The following is a 16,827-nucleotide window of genomic DNA, read 5'->3' on the forward strand; positions in this document are numbered from 1 at the left end:
ATACATCTTTTCACCTAGTGTGTCAATAGGAGATATATGTGTATATAATTTAAAAATAAAAAGGCTAAGGTTACAGTTTGGTGCTGAACCTCAGCCTTTGGAGGAGTGTTTATAATTTTATTTTATATATTTTGCGTGGGCGTCCTTTTGTTTCAGACATTTCCGAGCGGATTTCTTTGGCATAACCATGCTCCGTAAGGCAGGTGAGAATGCGACGGGCGCTGCGGGGCAGGATTTGCAGTATTGTGGCAAGCTCCTGTGCATTAAGCTCATCGCGTCCGTAAATTTTCAACGCATGGCAAATTTTACTTAAAGTGGCTTGGCTGAGAGATGTCTTTTTGCTTACTTCTTCCAACTGTGCGGAGGCATACTGAAAATCTATCTGTTGTGCGCTTCCTAAAGGACCGCTGATTGTTTTGTCGTCAAGCACGACATACCAGCTGCCCTTTTTATCGGCGCAAGCATGCTTTAAGGCAATGACGGCATTATATTCAGCTTCGCGGGCACTGTTGCCTATGCCGATACCGCAGGCACGTAGGCTTTTGCTTAAATCGCGCAGAATCGGCAGTTCGGGAAGGCTGGTGAAGCTGTTGGTGAGCTGTTCCAGGCTGCCGCGCGTGGTGAAAATATAAAAATTACCTTCGTTGGCAGGCTTTAATGAGCCGCTGATGTTTTTGGTGTAGCTGATGAGCTTTTGTGAAATAGCAATTTCTCTGCTGTATAAGTCATCCACGGAATAAAAATTGTCTTTATCGCCCAGAAGATTGAAGCTGAATACCTGCACGGCAATCTGGCCTTCCCGGAGTTTTTTTATACGGAATTGAGTTAAAATTACGTTTAAAATATTGCGTACAGTAACACGTATAGGCATGATACAGAAAGCAGGGATACCGTGCTGCTCCAATAAGTTTTTGACAAAGTAGCTTCTGGTGACAGCAGCTTTAGTGATGCCCTTTTTAAAGAGTTCAAGATGAAAAGCAGCATATCCGTTGAGCGATAAGGCACCATGTTCATCGGATAAATGATTAATAACGTTATAGTTTATCTTCATATCCTCCAGAGCACGGGTAATGTCATAATAGGGGATTGTATCTATACTTAATTCATCGATTTTAAAGCCTTGGTAAATAGTAGTGCAGAGTGTTTTATAAAAGCTGGCACCGCAGTAAGGAATGTAGTAGACAGGCTTTTGTACTTTGCCCCAATTTTTTATATGCAGATAATTTATCTGGTCAAAGATGAGCCAGGAGTCAAAATCCTGTTGGTGGGTATCGATAATATTCAGTGTATGTGTTCCGTCGGCATCAATGAACGTATCAATTTCGTAGTCATTATATTCTTCTATAACTTCCCGAAAGATATCTATGTTCTCTGCTTCGCCGATAACGCCTAACCTTATTTTCATGTGAACCTCCAAGGAATAAGGAGTGGATTGTTTGTTATTCCTTATTATAGAATATATTATACACTGAAAATAGTTTTGATAAAAGGATTTATTGCTGCTCTAATTCTTTTATCCTATCGATTGCAGCTAATCCGCAGCCGATACCGTGGTCATGCAGCGCCAACAGCTTATGCGGCTTGATATCAAATTTATCCATTGTAAGGGGTATCTGCGGACGGATGATGACAGCCTTGCCTTCGCGTTCCATTTTTTCGACAGCCTCCAGCTGCTCGTTGTAGAGCTTGGGGCGCTGTTCCATGATTTCCCAAAGCTTAGGATATTTTTTGTATACTGATTTGAGCAGGAACTTGGGTACGCCTTTTTTCTTGCGGTAGCCTTCGTTGCGTGTGAGCACAACAATCAGCTTTTCATAGCCTGCGTCGAGTGCTTTTTGGTAGGGAATGGGTGCCAGCAGCGCACCGTCGAGCAGCGCACGTCCTTCATGCTTGACAACAGGTGCAACGAAAGGCATGGAGGAAGAAGCGCGCACAGGAATAAAGTCCTGACCCATTGCTTCCTGATCGTACCAGACGCTTTCGCCGTTGACGATATCGGTAGCAGCTACCTGCAGTACGCCGGGATAGGCGCGGTAGGCTGCATAGTCAAAGGGGAGCAGTTGCTTGGGAAGCTCCTTGAAGATAAAGTCAAAGCCGAAGATGCTGCCGCTTTTAATCCAGTTGCGCACGCTGAAGTAACGCTTATCGGTGACGTAGTGCTCGATAATCTGACGTGTGCGCAGCGGTTGGGCAGACATATATGATAAAATATTGCAGGCTCCGGCAGAAACGGCGGTGATGTAGGGAAAGGTGAACTGATGCGCCAAAAAGGCTTCAAACACACCGGCGGAAAACATTCCCCGCATGCCGCCGCCCTCCAGAACGAGAGCTGTTTTTTGTAAATGCATAGTAAAGTCCTCCTAATTGCTATTATACACTAGCGGTGGAGAAATACCAATAGCAGATGGAACTGGAAATGTAAAATATCGGTGAGCAAAGCGTTTTGGCTCCGTCCGTATAATAATGCAGTCACAATGTTGCAAGACGGCAAAACGACCTGTTGAAGTCTATTCCGAGAACTAAACTTCAGCAGGTCGTTTAATATAACGCCTTAGCTTATCTGTACTTATTAGTGTGTTTCTTCTTGGTGTGCTGCTCGCGGTAGTCTGCCTGCACCTGATATACCTGATAGATATACAGAGCGCACAGGGGAATAGCGACAATCAGGCCTAACCAGCGGTTATTGAAGAAGTAACTGCCGACCATGCCGCCGAGTAAGCTAATGATAAGTACAATCAGCATATTAACCTTGATTTTCATTAAATATTTTTTCATTATATATTCCTCCCAGGTTTTATAATCAGTGTAATGTGTTATTGCCTGCGCAATCAAAGCAATTGCGGTACAACGATATTTTCAAGGGGAACTTTTTCCGGACGGAAAAGCAGCAGCAGCTCTGCTGCGGTAAGAGGTTCCGGCTTGGGCAGCTGGCCTGCAAGATAGGCCAGAAGGCCGATAATAGGCTCCGGACTGCCGAAGTGCTGCCTGAGGGCGGCGATTTCCAGATCACCGTCGCGTTTGGAAAGCCTACGGCCTGCGGCATCCGTAAGCAGCGGAATGTGGCAGAAGGACGGCGGCGTAAGATTCAGCAGGCGGTAAAGATAAAGCTGCACCGGTGTGGAGCTGAGCAGATCGCAGCCACGTACTACCTGATTTACGCCCATGAGCGCATCGTCGATGACAACAGCCAACTGGTAGGCGTACACTCCGTCGCTGCGGCGCAGGATAAAGTCACCGCATTCGTGCGCCAGGTTGGCCTGCTGCCTGCCGTAGTGCATATCCGTAAAGGCGATAAGCTCGTCGGCAACTTTGATGCGCCAGGCGGGACGGCGCTGCTGCATTTTGGCGCTGCGCTGTGCTGCCGTCAGCTTGCGGCAGGTGCCGGCATAAATAATACGTCCGTCGCTGGCGTGCGGTGCTTCGGCGGCGTGCAGCTCGCTGCGGCTGCAAAAGCAGGGATAGACAAGCCCCTGCTGCTGTAAAAGGTCGAAGCAGTGCGCGTAGATATCGCAGCGGCGGCTTTGGAAAAAGCTGTCGCTGTCAGCGCTGCAATACGCACCCTCGTCCCACGTCAGCCCCAGCCATTCCAGCTCGTGCGCTAGTGCATCGGCCTTGGCGAGGGAACAGCGCTGCGGGTCCAGGTCTTCGATGCGCAAAACTATTTTGCCGCCGCTGCTTTTGGCATAGAGCCAGGCCAGCAGGCTGCAGAAAACGTTTCCCAAATGCAGAAAGCCGCTGGGGGTAGGCGCAAAGCGTCCTACGACAGGCGTATTGTACACTGTCACTATTTCTCACCACCTTGACCGAATATCAATATATACTCTAATATTTTACCATAAACTCTCCTGCTTTGCTCAGGAGATTAGTCAGTATGAAGGAAAAAGTTTACTGTAGCGGCGATTTCACTATAATCTCACTGTTTCGCCCGTCCGCTTTGCTGTATAATGTAATTATAAAAAGTAAATTGCTTTGTAAGCTGCATAAATGAGGTGAGAAAATGACAGAGCGTTTGGATGAACATAAAATGAAATATGCTGTTGATACGGATAAAGAGGCGGAGGATATCTGCCGCTGGGCTGCTGCCCGTGCCGGTGTAATCGTTGTTGCTCCGGTAGTAGGAACGATGACGCTGATGGCGAACGAGGTTTATATGATTACCCGTCTGGCCAAGCTGCGTGGTATCAAGCTTTCCGAAAGTGCTGTGCTGGGACTTTTAGGTTCGCTGGGCGGTGCCTTTGTGGGGCAGACGTTGGCAACGCTGATTCCCTTTGCACCGGTGCAGATTCCCGTGGGCATGTCGGTGACCTACGCTGTGGGCAAGGTGGCGAATGCCTGGCTGGAAGCAGGCTGTCCGGAGGATTTGTCTGCCTTTAAAACAACCTATGAGGAGGCACGCATCGAAGGCATCAAAATGCTGGGAGAGCTGAAGAATATGGCCTGCAAGGATAAGCCGCTGGGCGATGAAAGCCGTCGCTTTGAGGTGGATGACGATTCGCCGGCAAATAAAAAGGTCGACGATTTGCTGCGTAAGGTAAAGGGCGTGTTGAAGAAGGATTGAGACACCTGCTTATGCCGGTAGTGTAGTTATTATGCTGCCGGCTTTTTTATAATTCTTTTCCCAAGTTAAGGAGATTTGTTGTATAATATATAGTTGAGAAAATATTTTTATGTGAGGTCTGACTATGCGCTTAAGAAAAAAACCATGGATTGAAGAAGCTATGAAGGAAGTGCAGGGAGAATACGTTTTCCTGCATGATATCGATAAGTTCAAGGGACATTGGCAGGAGATGTTCCCTAGCAAACGTCTGTGTCTGGAAATTGGCTGCGGCAAGGGACGTTTTACCATCGGTATGGCAGAGCTGTATCCGGATAAGGCCTTTATCGGCATTGAAACACAGCATGATATTGCCTATTTCCCCGCTAAGGCAGCAAAGGACAAAGAGCTGACGAATGTTAAAATCATTTGTGCTAATGCCGAAAACCTGCTGGACTGGTTTGAGCCCGGCGAAATCAAGGAGCTGTATCTGAATTTCAGCGACCCCTGGCCGAAGGCTCGTCATGCCAAACGCCGTCTGACGCACCGCAACTTCCTGGCATTGTACAAGCAGCTGTTGGGCGAGGGCGGTCACCTGCGCTTTAAAACGGATAACCGCGCTCTGTTTGATTTTTCCGTAGAGGAATTCAAGGAGTTCGGCCTGCAGATTATTGCTTTGAGCTATGACCTGCATCATTCCGAATATGAGAACCCTGTACAGACAGAATATGAGCAGAAATTCAGTGCGCTGGGAACGCCAATCAATTTCTGCGAGGTAGTTTTTTAATTAGGGCTTTGCCATGAAGAAGAGATTTTTGTTATGGGACAATCCCCGTCAAGCTATTTTTACTCTTATGGCCGTACTTTTGCTGCTAGGTGGTATCAATGTGTTCAGTGCCAGCTTGTATGATAACGGGCTGTCTTATCTGCTTCGCTATTACCTTTGTGCTGTGCTGGGTTTTGTGGGAATTTATTTTATCCGTAAAATAGGCTACAAAAGGTTGCTGAATAAAAGATTTCTGTGGATATGCTATTGCATAGTGCTGGTTATGCTGGTAGTGGTGCATTTTTGGGGAGCAGCCAATAAGGGTGCTACACGCTGGATTTATATAGGTTCTTTTTCTATCCAGCCGTCAGAGATAGCCAAGCTGGTACTGATTATGCTGTCAGCCAGATTTTTGGGCAATGCGATGAAGCTGGGAGAGAAGATAAGCCTGTATAAGGGCGAATGCCTTTTGGTGACAATGGCTACGGGCATAGCTGCCTTTGGCGTTCTTGTGCAGCCTGACCTGGGAACCGCGGCGATTATTGCGGCGCTGGTAATGGGCATGTTTATTGTTGCCGGACTGCCTGCACGCTGGATAACAACTATTGTTGGCGTTGGTGCTGTCGGCGCTGTGCTTTTGTCAATAAGTTCGGAATATCGTCTGCAACGTCTGCATGTGTGGTTTGACCCCTGGCTCGACCCGCAGGGCAAGGGCTATCAGATGGTGCAGTCGCTGCTGGCAATCGGCAGCGGCGGTCTTACAGGCACCAACTGGGGACACGGCGCAGCAAAGTTTGCTTATCTGCCGGAGGCTCATACCGACTTTGCTTTTGCTGTTTTTTGTCAGGAAAACGGCTTTTTCGGAGCACTTATTCTGCTGCTTGTTTTTTGTCTGCTGGGAGTTGCTTTTTATAAGATTACAATCAGTACGCGAGATCAGAAGGGCTTTTTGCTGGCAGCCGGAGTTACCTTTTTAATCATCGGCCAGGCCTTTGCCAATATGGCGATGGTTTGCGGTATTTTCCCGGTTATCGGTGTACCGCTTATTTTTATCAGCTACGGCGGCAGCTCGATGATAATTTCAATGGCGGCAATCGGCTTGCTGCTGTCGGTTTATGACGAGGAAGAAAAGCAGCAGCTTCTTGATGCCGAACCGCCGGAAAAACGCCGCAATGATTTGCGTGTCGTGGGCAGCAGGAGGTGGCAGCAATGAAGCCTTTTGCTTTTTTAGACAGTAAAAGACGTTTTACAGCCTTATGTATATGTATGGTTGTAATTGTAGCCGGTGTGTTTTTACGTTTAATCTGGCTGCAGGTAGTGCAGGCAGACAGGCTCAAGCAGCTGACGAAATCACAGCTGACGGCAGAGTATATACGCGGCACTCCGCGCGGACGCATTGTGGACCGTGACGGCGAGGAGATGGCCGTGAGTATTATGACGGGCTCGCTTTACGCAGACCCGGAAATGATGCAGGACGAGCAGGATGAAAAGAACAAACAAACCGTGCAGCGAGATGTGCGACGCTTAAGCGCGGATTTGCTGGCACCGGTGCTGAAAACGGATGCCCAAAAGCTTTACGGTATTTTTACCGGCGGCGGACGCTTTGTCTGGCTGAAGCGCACGATGGAGCCGAAGGAAGCAGCACAGGTTCAGAAAATTATTAAGGATAATGATTTGAAGGGCCTGCATTTTCTGGAGGAAAGCAAGCGCTATTATACTAAAAAGCGTGCGGCAGCGCAGATTCTCGGCTTTATCGGTACCGATGACAAGGGACTGAGCGGCCTGGAATATCAGCTTGATGATGTGCTTAAGGGCAGCGAAACAACCTATTCCAAGCTGCATGATGCGGTAGGCAAGCAGCTTTTAGGCTTAATGGTGAATGATCCGGGGCATGAGCTGCAGCCGAAGCAGGAAAAGCTGCCTACGGTATATCTGACGCTGGACAGCAAAATCCAGTACGTGCTGGAGGATGCTATGGATGATGCTATGGAACGCACCAAGGCCAAGGGCGCTGCAGCCATCATCATGGACCCGTACACCGGTGAAATTTTGGGTATGGCCAGCCGTCCTACCTTTGACCCGAATAATTTCGGTAAGTACAGATCCGATACATGGACGAATCGTGCCGTTTCCATGATTTACGAGCCCGGTTCGGTATTTAAGCCGATTGTCGGCTGCATGGGACTGACGGAGGGAATCATTACACCTGATACACTGATTCAGGACAACGGCCGTATCAAGATTGCCGACCGCGTAATTTACAACTGGGACGGCGAAGGCATGGGTACGGTACCGTTTTCTACTGTTATCAAGTTTTCTATCAACACCGGTATGGTACAGCTGGGCATGAAGCTGGGAGCGGACAGGCTTATCAGCTATGCGAAAAAGTTCGGCTTCGGTGAGCCTACCGGCATTGAGCTTCCCGGTGAGGAGGGAGGCATTCTGTATAATCCCAAGGATATGTATGAGCCTGACGTAGCGACGATGGCTATAGGTCAGGGCGTTGCGGTGACGCCTTTGCAGGAGCTGCGCGCTATCTGCGCGATTGCTAACGGCGGTGAGCTGCTGCAGCCGTATATCATCAAAAAAATTGTGGCTGCCGACGGAACCGTTATCAAGGAAGGCAAAAAGACGGTAGTACGCAATGTTATTACCGAGCAGGTTGCACGTCAGATGCGCGAGATGATGGAAAAGGTAGTAAGCGAGGGCGGCGGCAAGACTGCTGCTATTAAGGGCTACCGTATTGCCGGCAAAACAGGTACGGCGGAGAAGCTGGCAGCCGGCGGCGGTTATGCTGCCGGTCAGTACATTGCTTCCTTCGTAGGCTTTGTGCCTGCTGATAAACCGCGTTATGCAATGCTGGTTATGCTGGATACGCCGCAGGGAGCCTTCTACGGCTCGCAGGTCAGCGCGCCTATCTTCCGCGATACGCTACAGCAGATACTTGTTGCCAAGGGCATTCAGCCCGCAGCAAGCGAAGGCCTGCCTTCTTTCGAGGAGATGAATGCCGTCGGACAGAAGGATACCCAGAAGCCGAAGCAGCTGCCGGTGCTGCAAAGAATGCCGGACGGCAAAATCAAGCTGCCGGATTTCAAAGGACTGGACATGCGCAATACTGTCGATTTGCTGGAGCCGTATAAGCTGAAGCTGAAGCCTTACGGCAGCGGTCATGCGTGGCAGCAGAAGCCGCCACCGGGCAGTGAGGTGCTTGAAAACACTACGGTAGAAGTGTGGTTTAACTAAAAATTTTTATATTATTTTACTTCCCCGGGCAGGAGAAAAGCTGCTCGGGGAAGAACTATATAAGATACTTTGCCACTATGCGCAGTTTTTTACGCAATTAAATAGGAGGAGATAAACATGTTATCCGATATTGAAATTGCCCAACAGGCAAAAATGCAGAAAATTACTGATGTTGCTGCAAAATTAGGCATTAGCGAGGACGATATTGAATTATATGGCAAATATAAAGCAAAACTGTCCTACGATTTAATCCGCCGTGTTAAAGATAAAAAAGACGGCAAGCTGATTCTGGTTACCGCTATCACCCCGACTCCGGCAGGCGAAGGCAAGTCCACTACTACCGTAGGTTTGGCACAGGGCCTGGCTAAGCTCGGCAAAAAGGTTATCGTAGCTCTGCGTGAGCCTTCCCTCGGCCCCTGCATGGGCATTAAGGGCGGCGCTGCAGGCGGCGGCTATTCCCAGGTTGTGCCGATGGAGGACATCAACCTGCACTTTACCGGTGACTTCCATGCTATCACCTCCGCACATATGCTGCTGGCAGCAATGCTGGACAACCATATCCAACAGGGCAACGCTCTGAACATTGACCCGCGCCGTATTGCGTGGAAGCGTGTTGTAGATATGAACGACCGCGAGCTGCGCAACATCGTAGTAGGCCTGGGCGGCAAGGCTCACGGCGTACCGCGTCAGGATGGCTTTGATATTACCGTTGCTTCCGAGGTTATGGCTATTCTGTGCCTGGCAAGTAGCCTGCACGACCTCAAGGAGCGTCTGGCAAAAATTATCGTTGCTTACGATTACAACGGCAACCCTGTTACCGCAGGCCAGATTAAGGCTCAGGGCGCAATGGCAGCTCTGCTGAAGGATGCCGTTAAGCCTAACCTGGTACAGACTCTGGAAAACGTACCGGCAATCATCCACGGCGGTCCGTTTGCTAATATTGCCCATGGCTGCAACAGCGTTATGGCAACTCAGACCGGCATGAAGCTGGCTGATTATACTATCACCGAGGCAGGCTTCGGCGCTGACCTGGGTGCAGAAAAATTCTTTGACATCAAATGCCGTTATGCCGGCCTGAAACCGGACGCAACCGTTATCGTTGCTACCGTACGTGCGCTGAAGATGCACGGCGGCGTACCGAAAACCGACCTGAAGACCCCGAACGTAGAGGCAGTTAAAAAAGGTCTGGTAAATCTGGAGAAGCATATCGAAAACGTTAAAAAATTCGGCGTTCCCTGCGTAGTTGCCATCAACATCTTCGCTCAGGATACCGCAGAAGAGCTGGAGGCAGTTCGCGAGCACTGCGCTAAGCACGGTGTTAACGTAGCATTGTCCGACGTATTCGCTAAAGGCGGCGAGGGCGGTATCGACCTTGCTAAAGAAGTAATTGCCCTGGCAGACAGCGGCGAGAGCAAATTTGCGCCGATTTATCCGCTGGATATGAGCCTGAAAGGCAAGATTGAAACCATCGCTAAAGAAATCTATGGTGCTGACGGCGTTAACTATACTAAGGAAGCAGATAAAGCCCTCAAGGAATTTGAAGAGCTTGGCTACGGCAACCTGCCTATCTGCATGGCTAAAACCCAGTATTCCTTCTCCGATGACCCGGCACTTTTGGGCCGTCCGAGCGGCTTCAAGATTACTATCCGCAACTGCCGCATTGCAGCAGGCGCCGGCTTTATCGTAGTTCTGACCGGTGATGTTATGACTATGCCCGGTCTGCCTAAGGTTCCGGCAGCAGAGAAGATTGACGTTACTGATGATGGTGTAATCAGCGGTTTGTTCTAAGAAAGTCTGACGGATAAAGCGTCATCTGCGTTCATGTTTTGCTATCTATAATAAATTATCTGTTTTGTTTTGAGGTGAATTTACTATGGAAACTGTTTTAATGAGGGGTAAGCCTGTTGCTGATGTTTACCGTGAGGCTATTGCAAAAAAGATTGCTGTTGCTAAGCAGCACGACCTGTTAGTAGCTCTGGCTATTTTGGTTGTGGGTGATGATCCCGCATCTCACGTATATAAGGACAGGCTGGTCAAATTGATTGAAAGTCTGGGCGGTGCCGCTAAGGTTATCACCTGCCCTGCCGATACTCCGGAGGAAGAGGTTATCAGCATCATCAAAAAGCTGAACCGTAACCGTTACGTTACCGGTATTATGCCGATGATGCCGATGCCGAAGCATATCAACAGCGATAACGTGGGCGCGGCGGTTTCGCCGAACAAGGACGTAGACTGCCTGAATCCGCAGAATATCGGTGATGTGTTCATGGGCCGCAGCCGTTTTGCTGCCTGCACTCCGCGTGCCTGCATGGCAACTCTGGCGCACTATGGCATTGAGCTGGAGGGCAAGAACGTTGTCGTTATCGGTCGCAGTAATGTTGTAGGCAAGCCGGTGAGTGTGCTGCTGCTGCAACAAAACGCTACTGTTACCATCTGCCATTCGCGTACACGCAATCTGTCGGAGATTTTAAAGCAGGCAGATATTATCGTCGCTGCAGTGGGCAAGGCCTGCTTTGTGAAGCCGGAAATGGTTAAGGAAGGCGTTGTGATTGTGGACGTAGGCATCAACGCTGTTGACGGTAAGCTGGTGGGCGACGTTGACCCTGCAGTTGCCGAAAAGGCGAGCGCCTTTTCGCCTGTTCCCGGCGGTATCGGTGTTGTCAGCAATATGATGGTAATGGAGTGTCTGACACGTCATATCTGATTTTGCTGCAGATACAATAATTAAGTGGGGAGCTTTATGAAATATTTATGGGTTTTTCTCACTGCCTGTCTTGTGGGCATTATCTATTATAATTCGTCGCTGCCCTTGAAGCAGTCTTCCGAGATTAGCAGCTGGTTTGCTGCGCTGACGCAGCTTTTGGCGCAGCATCTGGATATTCATCTGGCGGGCGATGTTGAGCATCACATCCGCAAAATGGCGCATTTCTGCGAATTTGCGCTGCTGGGACTGCTGCTGTGTCGCAGCTTCAGTGCCTGGGGCGTGCCTAAGCTTACGGCAACCGGTTATATTCTCTTTTTAGCGCTTTTGGTAGCTGTAATAGATGAATATATCCAAGCCTTTTCGCCGGGACGTGCCAGCAGGGTGAAGGACGTACTGCTGGATTTCAGCGGTGGCTTCTGTGCTTGGCTGGAATATCGCATCTTGGAGTGGAGCGCACGAAAATAATTAAAAATTGCAGGCTGCAGCTTGGTGCCGACAGGCGTCCGGCTGCAGCTTTTTGCTGTTTCAGAGTATCTGCGCAGAGAAAATAATTGCTTTTATCGGCATTTTGCCGCTTCTTCTGCTTGCACTCATCGTTATCCTGTGCTATAATTTTGGTTAACAAATGGTGAACGTTAAAACGGTAAAGGTTAACATAGCACTTATTTTTTTACAGTATAAGCCTACCGATTAAATAGGTTACAAAAGGAAAAGAGAATATGAACCCGCAAGCATTAGCACAAGAAATTATTGATGGCAGAAGACTGACTCGTCAGGACGATTTAAAGGCATTTCTGACCTGCGATTTGCAGGCCTTATGTGAAGGCGCAGATAAAATCCGCAAGCATTTTGTCGGTGAGCGCGTGGATTTGTGCTCCATCATCAACGGACGCAGCGGCCGCTGTCCGGAAAACTGCAAATTCTGTGCTCAGTCCGCGCATAACCATACCGATTGCGAGGTTTACAGCTTCCTGCCGGAGAAGGATATCGTAAAGCTGGCACGTCTGAACCAGGAGGAGGGCGTGCACCGCTTTTCCATTGTAACCGCAGGCAAGGCGCTGACCGGCGAAGAATTCGACAAGGCAATTCATGCGTATGAAACTATGCATCGTGATTTGAAGATTGATTTGTGCGCTTCCATGGGGTTCCTTTCCCGTGAGCAGCTGCATCGTCTGCATGAGGCAGGTGTCACCAGCTATCACCACAACATCGAAACCTCTAAGCGCAACTTCCCCAACATCTGCACCACGCATACCTATGATATGAAAATCAACACGCTGAAAATGGTTAAGGAGGAGGGCATGTGCGCCTGCTCCGGCGGTATTATCGGTATGGGCGAAACATGGGAGGACCGTCTTGATATGGCTATCAGCCTTGCTGAGCTTGGCATTGATTCTATTCCGCTGAATGCGCTGATGCCGATTCCCGGTACGCCGTTGGAGCATCTGCCGCGTCTGAGCGAGGATGATATCCTGCGTACTGTGGCCTTCTTCCGTTACATCAATCCTTTGGCTAATATCCGCTTGGGTGCAGGTCGTGCTTTGCTGACCAATGACGGCGAAACAGCGTTTAAGGCTGGCGCCTCCGCAACTATTACCGGCAATATGCTGACTACTGTGGCCTGCGCTACGATTCGCAGCGACAGAAAGATGCTGAACCATATGGGACGTGACATTAAGCCGGAATATATGACAGATGAAGAAGCTGCTGCTATTGATGCCAGAGCGGAACAGGCATGATTATAGCTTAAAATGAATTTTGCTGCCTGCGGAGGGACGAGGTCCTTTTGCAGGCAGCTTTTTGTATACTGCTTTAACGGTGCGTTTTGCACCAGTTGCACCGGTTGAACCACTTTTTTCAGCCTTTTTGCTGAAAAATCAGTGGCTCGTAATTTTTAATATAATATAAATAAAAAGCCTTATTTTAGCTGTAAATAGCATAAAATAAAGCTTTAAAACCCTTACGAAGACTTTACTTACAGGGATATATATTAGGGGTTGTGGCGCAGTTTTTATGTTTGCACCAAAAGTAGTGGTGCAAGTGGTGCAAGTGGAGCAGCGGGAAGTAAATTTTCATTTTACGTAAAGATTCTTGTATGTTATACTAATAGCAGTTGCATGGTAGCTCTATCTTTAGGAGAGGTCATGCCTGACTGTGGGAGTCAGTGGCATCTGTCGAGCTTGGCAGGTGCCTTTTTTTGTTAAGTGATGATGAGGTGATGGATATGGCGAAATATGAATTTGATGATGGAAATCCTAAATCAATAGAAGAATATGCAAAACAGCTGTTAGGTAAAAGCTTTTATGATGTTATAGGATGGAAGATAGAACGGGATTGCAATCAGGTTACTGCGGAACAGGTTGACAGTTATGCTAACAAGCATCGTAAGGGTGGGCTAGGCAATTTATTGGAGAATGTCTACTTTAATTATAAATCTAATAGTGATCCACATGCAGACTTTGTTAAGGCTGGTGTGGAGCTGAAAGTAACTCCTTATGAAAAGAATAAGAAAGGAGAGCTTCGTGCAGGCGAAAGATTGGTTTTGACTATGATAAGTTACAATTCGCCAGTAGAAGAAGACTTTTTTAAATCACATTTATGGGAGAAATGCAGATTACTTTTATTGGTATATTATCTGAGAGATAAGACTTTAAAAAGTAATCTGATGTATTCTATTGATTATGTTACATTGTTTACTCCGCCTGCGAAAGACTTGGAGATTATTCGTCAGGACTATCGAAAAATCATTGAGAAGATTAAGGCTGGCAAGGCGGAAGAGCTTTCAGAAGGCGATACAATTTATCTTGGTGCATGCACAAAGGGTGCTACTGCAGCTAAAAGTATTGTGCCTCAGTTTTATCCGCCATATACATTAGCCAAAAAGAGGGCTTTTTGCTACAAAAACTCATATATGACGTATGTTTTGAACCAATATATAGTTAATGATGTCAATACGTATGAGGAAATTATAACTGATCCTGCAGAACTGGAAAAGAAGAGCTTTGAAGAAATCATTACGAATAAAATAAATCAGTACATTGGTACGTCTGATGAGATGTTATGTGCTATCTTCAATAGAGAATATAACAACAATAAAGCGCAATGGATTGAGTTGGCTTATCGAATGCTTGGTATAAAATCGAATAGAGCAGAAGAATTTGCGAAAGCAAATATTGTTCCTAAAGCTATTAGGTTAGATGAAAAAGGTTCATTGAGAGAAAATAGTCCTTTGCCACAATTTAGTTTTATAGATTTAGTTAATGAGGAATGGGAAGACTCTATTCTTTATGAGTATTTGAGCGAAACGAAATTTCTTTTTGTTATCTATCAAAAGCATAATAGTAATTATATCTTAAAGGGCTGCATGTTATGGAATATGCCTGCTAAGGATTTAGAAAAAGTTAAGAGCGAATGGGAAGCGATTAGAGATGTTGCGAGGACAGGTATTGAGTTTCAAATAACTTCTAGTGCAAATGGACCGATAGTAAAGAACAACTTGCCAAAGAAATCAGATGCTGAAATTATACATATACGTCCACATACACAAAAGCGATATTATCAGTTTGCCGATGGAAGTATTATAGGGAATGGTACATTGAGTGATAGTGATTTACTGCCAAATGGTGAACGTATGCCTAAACAGAGCTTTTGGCTTAACAATACATATATTGTTGATTTGATTAATCAACGAATGACGGAAAATTAAAACTTGATCAAATTACTAGGATATGGTATAATATATGTATATCATATAAGAAAGGCGTGGAATGATGGAGAAAACAGTTTGCGAGCTCTTCGCGGGGGTAGGAGGGTTCCGCCTCGGCTTGGAGCGTGCTTCCAGAGATTTTCATACAGTGTGGTTTTCCCAATGGGAACCTGGAAAAACAAAACAATGGGCTCACGACTGTTATGTCCAACATTGGGGCGATATTGACGAATTTACTGGTGTAGATATTTCTGTTGTAGATAAGCATAATATACCTGACCATAATTTGCTTGTAGGTGGTTTTCCTTGTCAGGATTACTCTGTTGCCAGACCGTTGCCTGGCTCTGCTGGTTTAGAAGGCAAAAAAGGTGTGCTTTGGTGGCAGATACGTGATACGTTGGAAGCCAAGCAAGCTCCTTTTGTATTGCTGGAGAATGTAGATAGATTATTGAAATCACCTGCATCTCAGCGAGGACGTGATTTTGGTGTAATTCTTGCTTGTTTAGCTGCTTTGGGATACGCTGTAGAATGGCGTGTGGTTAATGCAGCGGAATATGGTGCTGCGCAACGCCGGCGCAGAACATTTATTTTTGCGTATTCTGCAAATACCCGTTATGCTGAAAGAATGAATAGGCATAATCCTGCGCATATAATAAGTTCTATTGGTTTTTTTGCAAGAAGTTTTCCAGTCGAGCAGAATTTTGTTGTGAATGAGGAAATGCTTAATTTTCAAGATATCCCTACAGTATCGGAAAGTTTTAGCTTTGAGTTTAAAAATGCAGGTTATATGCTAAACGGACAGATTTATACTGCTAATGTTAAACCTATAGAGGAAGAACCGACTTTGTTGCGTGATATCCTTGCAAAGAATGTAGCTGAAGATTATTATCTAGGTGAGAAGCTGGAAAAATGGGAATATCTTAAGGGAGCTAAGAAGATAGAACGTACTTCTAAAACAGGTCATAGCTATATCTTCAGCGAAGGGGCGATTGCGTTCCCTGATTCTATTGATGCTCCGGCACGTACAATGCTTACATCAGAGTCGAGTTTGAATCGTAGTACACATGTAATCCGTGATCCGGAAACTAATAGGCTGAGATTATTGACACAGTTGGAGGCAGAGCGAATCCAGGGATTTGACGATAACTGGACTGATACAGGGATGCCACAGAAGTTTAGATATTTTTGTATGGGTAATGCCTTGGTTGTGTCTATGGTTACACGTATGGGAAGGACATTAAGCACCATAATGGAAGGCGAACCATAATATTATTACTGCGTTTTTGTTGGTGGTGTTTGCAAATGGCTGCAAAAAATGCAATAGTGTCGAAAACTATGAGCAGAATAAAAGGCAAGGATACTAAAATAGAGGTGTTGTTGCGTAAAGCTCTTTGGCATGAAGGCATTCGATACAGAAAATACTATCGTATATATGACTGTCATCCTGATATAGTGATTACTAAATACAAGATAGTGATTTTTTGTGATGGTGTGTTTTGGCATGGGAAAAATTTTCATGAGCACCAGATTAAGCATAATAGTGTGTATTGGGATAATAAAATCAGACGCAATATAGAACGAGATTTGGAGAATACTATTATGCTTAGGGATAATGGCTGGATTGTTATCAGGTTTTGGGAGGATGAGATTTTGCGAGATTTGCAAGGTTGTGTGGAGAAAGTGAAGAATACTATACAATCGATACAGATTGGAGGATATGCCAGAACGCAACAAGCATATATATAAATAAATACCTAATTAGCCGCCTGCAGAGGAAACTCCTATATTTGCAGGCGGCTTTTTGACGTGTGCACTTGTAGAGATGTGTTCGGTGTTATATAATAAAATATGTATACATGAAATATGCACTTGTT

General features: G+C 46.6%; 15 protein-coding genes. 11 read left to right on the forward strand and 4 right to left on the reverse strand.

The features are described 5' to 3' along the window. Positions 1-109: 109 nt before the first annotated feature. From M5E81_RS00530 to gluQRS, 4 genes are all read right to left on the reverse strand, one after another. Positions 110-1,405, reverse strand: a complete 1,296-nt coding sequence (locus M5E81_RS00530; protein WP_249747602.1) for a hypothetical protein — start codon at positions 1,403-1,405, stop codon at positions 110-112. Between the two features lie 88 nt (positions 1,406-1,493). After that, the gene (locus M5E81_RS00535) at positions 1,494-2,348 is read right to left on the reverse strand and encodes a patatin-like phospholipase family protein (RefSeq protein ID WP_249747603.1); all 855 of its coding nucleotides are present in this window, start codon (positions 2,346-2,348) and stop codon (positions 1,494-1,496) included. Positions 2,349-2,556: 208 nt separating this feature from the next. Beyond that, positions 2,557-2,775 (reverse strand): hypothetical protein, encoded by a 219-nt coding sequence (locus M5E81_RS00540; protein WP_249747604.1) that lies wholly within the window; start codon positions 2,773-2,775, stop codon positions 2,557-2,559. Between the two features lie 53 nt (positions 2,776-2,828). Then, complete coding sequence (gluQRS, locus tag M5E81_RS00545) at positions 2,829-3,779, reverse strand: tRNA glutamyl-Q(34) synthetase GluQRS (RefSeq protein ID WP_419720849.1); 951 nt, start codon at positions 3,777-3,779, stop codon at positions 2,829-2,831. A 218-nt stretch (positions 3,780-3,997) separates the two neighbouring features. Here gluQRS and M5E81_RS00550 point away from each other — a divergent pair, with 218 nt between their 5' ends. From M5E81_RS00550 to M5E81_RS00600, 11 genes are all read left to right on the forward strand, one after another. Beyond that, the gene (locus tag M5E81_RS00550; RefSeq protein ID WP_009144567.1) at positions 3,998-4,558 is read left to right on the forward strand and encodes a conserved domain protein; all 561 of its coding nucleotides are present in this window, start codon (positions 3,998-4,000) and stop codon (positions 4,556-4,558) included. A 124-nt stretch (positions 4,559-4,682) separates the two neighbouring features. Then, entirely contained in the window at positions 4,683-5,321 is a 639-nt protein-coding gene (gene trmB, locus M5E81_RS00555; RefSeq protein WP_249747606.1) for a tRNA (guanosine(46)-N7)-methyltransferase TrmB, read from the forward strand. Positions 5,322-5,334: 13 nt separating this feature from the next. Beyond that, entirely contained in the window at positions 5,335-6,513 is a 1,179-nt protein-coding gene (locus M5E81_RS00560; protein ID WP_009144565.1) for an FtsW/RodA/SpoVE family cell cycle protein, read from the forward strand. Beyond that, positions 6,510-8,543, forward strand: a complete 2,034-nt coding sequence (locus M5E81_RS00565) for a penicillin-binding transpeptidase domain-containing protein (RefSeq protein WP_009144564.1) — start codon at positions 6,510-6,512, stop codon at positions 8,541-8,543. The genes M5E81_RS00560 and M5E81_RS00565 overlap by 4 nt, the downstream gene beginning before the upstream one ends. Before the next feature lie 117 nt (positions 8,544-8,660). After that, on the forward strand, positions 8,661-10,331 hold the full coding sequence (locus M5E81_RS00570) for a formate--tetrahydrofolate ligase (protein ID WP_009144563.1): 1,671 nt from the start codon (positions 8,661-8,663) through the stop codon (positions 10,329-10,331). Positions 10,332-10,416: 85 nt separating this feature from the next. Further along, entirely contained in the window at positions 10,417-11,247 is an 831-nt protein-coding gene (locus tag M5E81_RS00575; RefSeq protein ID WP_249747607.1) for a bifunctional 5,10-methylenetetrahydrofolate dehydrogenase/5,10-methenyltetrahydrofolate cyclohydrolase, read from the forward strand. Positions 11,248-11,283: 36 nt separating this feature from the next. Beyond that, entirely contained in the window at positions 11,284-11,712 is a 429-nt protein-coding gene (locus M5E81_RS00580; protein WP_249747608.1) for a VanZ family protein, read from the forward strand. 254 nt (positions 11,713-11,966) lie between these two features. Next, a complete protein-coding gene (gene bioB, locus M5E81_RS00585; protein WP_249747609.1) occupies positions 11,967-12,986 on the forward strand; it encodes a biotin synthase BioB in 1,020 nt (339 codons plus the stop codon). Between the two features lie 485 nt (positions 12,987-13,471). Continuing rightward, positions 13,472-14,953, forward strand: coding sequence for a Sau3AI family type II restriction endonuclease (locus M5E81_RS00590; RefSeq protein ID WP_249747610.1), 1,482 nt, complete (start codon positions 13,472-13,474; stop codon positions 14,951-14,953). A gap of 64 nt (positions 14,954-15,017) precedes the next feature. Then, a complete protein-coding gene (gene dcm / locus M5E81_RS00595; protein ID WP_419720850.1) occupies positions 15,018-16,220 on the forward strand; it encodes a DNA (cytosine-5-)-methyltransferase in 1,203 nt (400 codons plus the stop codon). 35 nt (positions 16,221-16,255) lie between these two features. Continuing rightward, positions 16,256-16,699 (forward strand): very short patch repair endonuclease, encoded by a 444-nt coding sequence (locus M5E81_RS00600; protein WP_249747612.1) that lies wholly within the window; start codon positions 16,256-16,258, stop codon positions 16,697-16,699. Positions 16,700-16,827 lie beyond the last annotated feature (128 nt).

Origin of the sequence: Phascolarctobacterium succinatutens (assembly GCF_023497905.1) — a bacterium.
Lineage (GTDB): Bacteria > Bacillota > Negativicutes > Acidaminococcales > Acidaminococcaceae > Phascolarctobacterium_A > Phascolarctobacterium_A succinatutens.

Coding starts and splice junctions, on each gene's coding strand:
- M5E81_RS00530 (WP_249747602.1), bottom strand. CDS start 1,405: ATGAAAATAAGGTTAGGCGTTATCGGCGAAGCAGAGAACATAGATATC.
- M5E81_RS00535 (WP_249747603.1), bottom strand. CDS start 2,348: ATGCATTTACAAAAAACAGCTCTCGTTCTGGAGGGCGGCGGCATGCGG.
- M5E81_RS00540 (WP_249747604.1), bottom strand. CDS start 2,775: ATGAAAAAATATTTAATGAAAATCAAGGTTAATATGCTGATTGTACTT.
- M5E81_RS00550 (WP_009144567.1), top strand. CDS start 3,998: ATGACAGAGCGTTTGGATGAACATAAAATGAAATATGCTGTTGATACG.
- trmB (WP_249747606.1), top strand. CDS start 4,683: ATGCGCTTAAGAAAAAAACCATGGATTGAAGAAGCTATGAAGGAAGTG.
- M5E81_RS00560 (WP_009144565.1), top strand. CDS start 5,335: ATGAAGAAGAGATTTTTGTTATGGGACAATCCCCGTCAAGCTATTTTT.
- M5E81_RS00565 (WP_009144564.1), top strand. CDS start 6,510: ATGAAGCCTTTTGCTTTTTTAGACAGTAAAAGACGTTTTACAGCCTTA.
- M5E81_RS00570 (WP_009144563.1), top strand. CDS start 8,661: ATGTTATCCGATATTGAAATTGCCCAACAGGCAAAAATGCAGAAAATT.
- M5E81_RS00575 (WP_249747607.1), top strand. CDS start 10,417: ATGGAAACTGTTTTAATGAGGGGTAAGCCTGTTGCTGATGTTTACCGT.
- M5E81_RS00580 (WP_249747608.1), top strand. CDS start 11,284: ATGAAATATTTATGGGTTTTTCTCACTGCCTGTCTTGTGGGCATTATC.
- bioB (WP_249747609.1), top strand. CDS start 11,967: ATGAACCCGCAAGCATTAGCACAAGAAATTATTGATGGCAGAAGACTG.
- M5E81_RS00590 (WP_249747610.1), top strand. CDS start 13,472: ATGGCGAAATATGAATTTGATGATGGAAATCCTAAATCAATAGAAGAA.
- dcm (WP_419720850.1), top strand. CDS start 15,018: ATGGAGAAAACAGTTTGCGAGCTCTTCGCGGGGGTAGGAGGGTTCCGC.
- M5E81_RS00600 (WP_249747612.1), top strand. CDS start 16,256: ATGGCTGCAAAAAATGCAATAGTGTCGAAAACTATGAGCAGAATAAAA.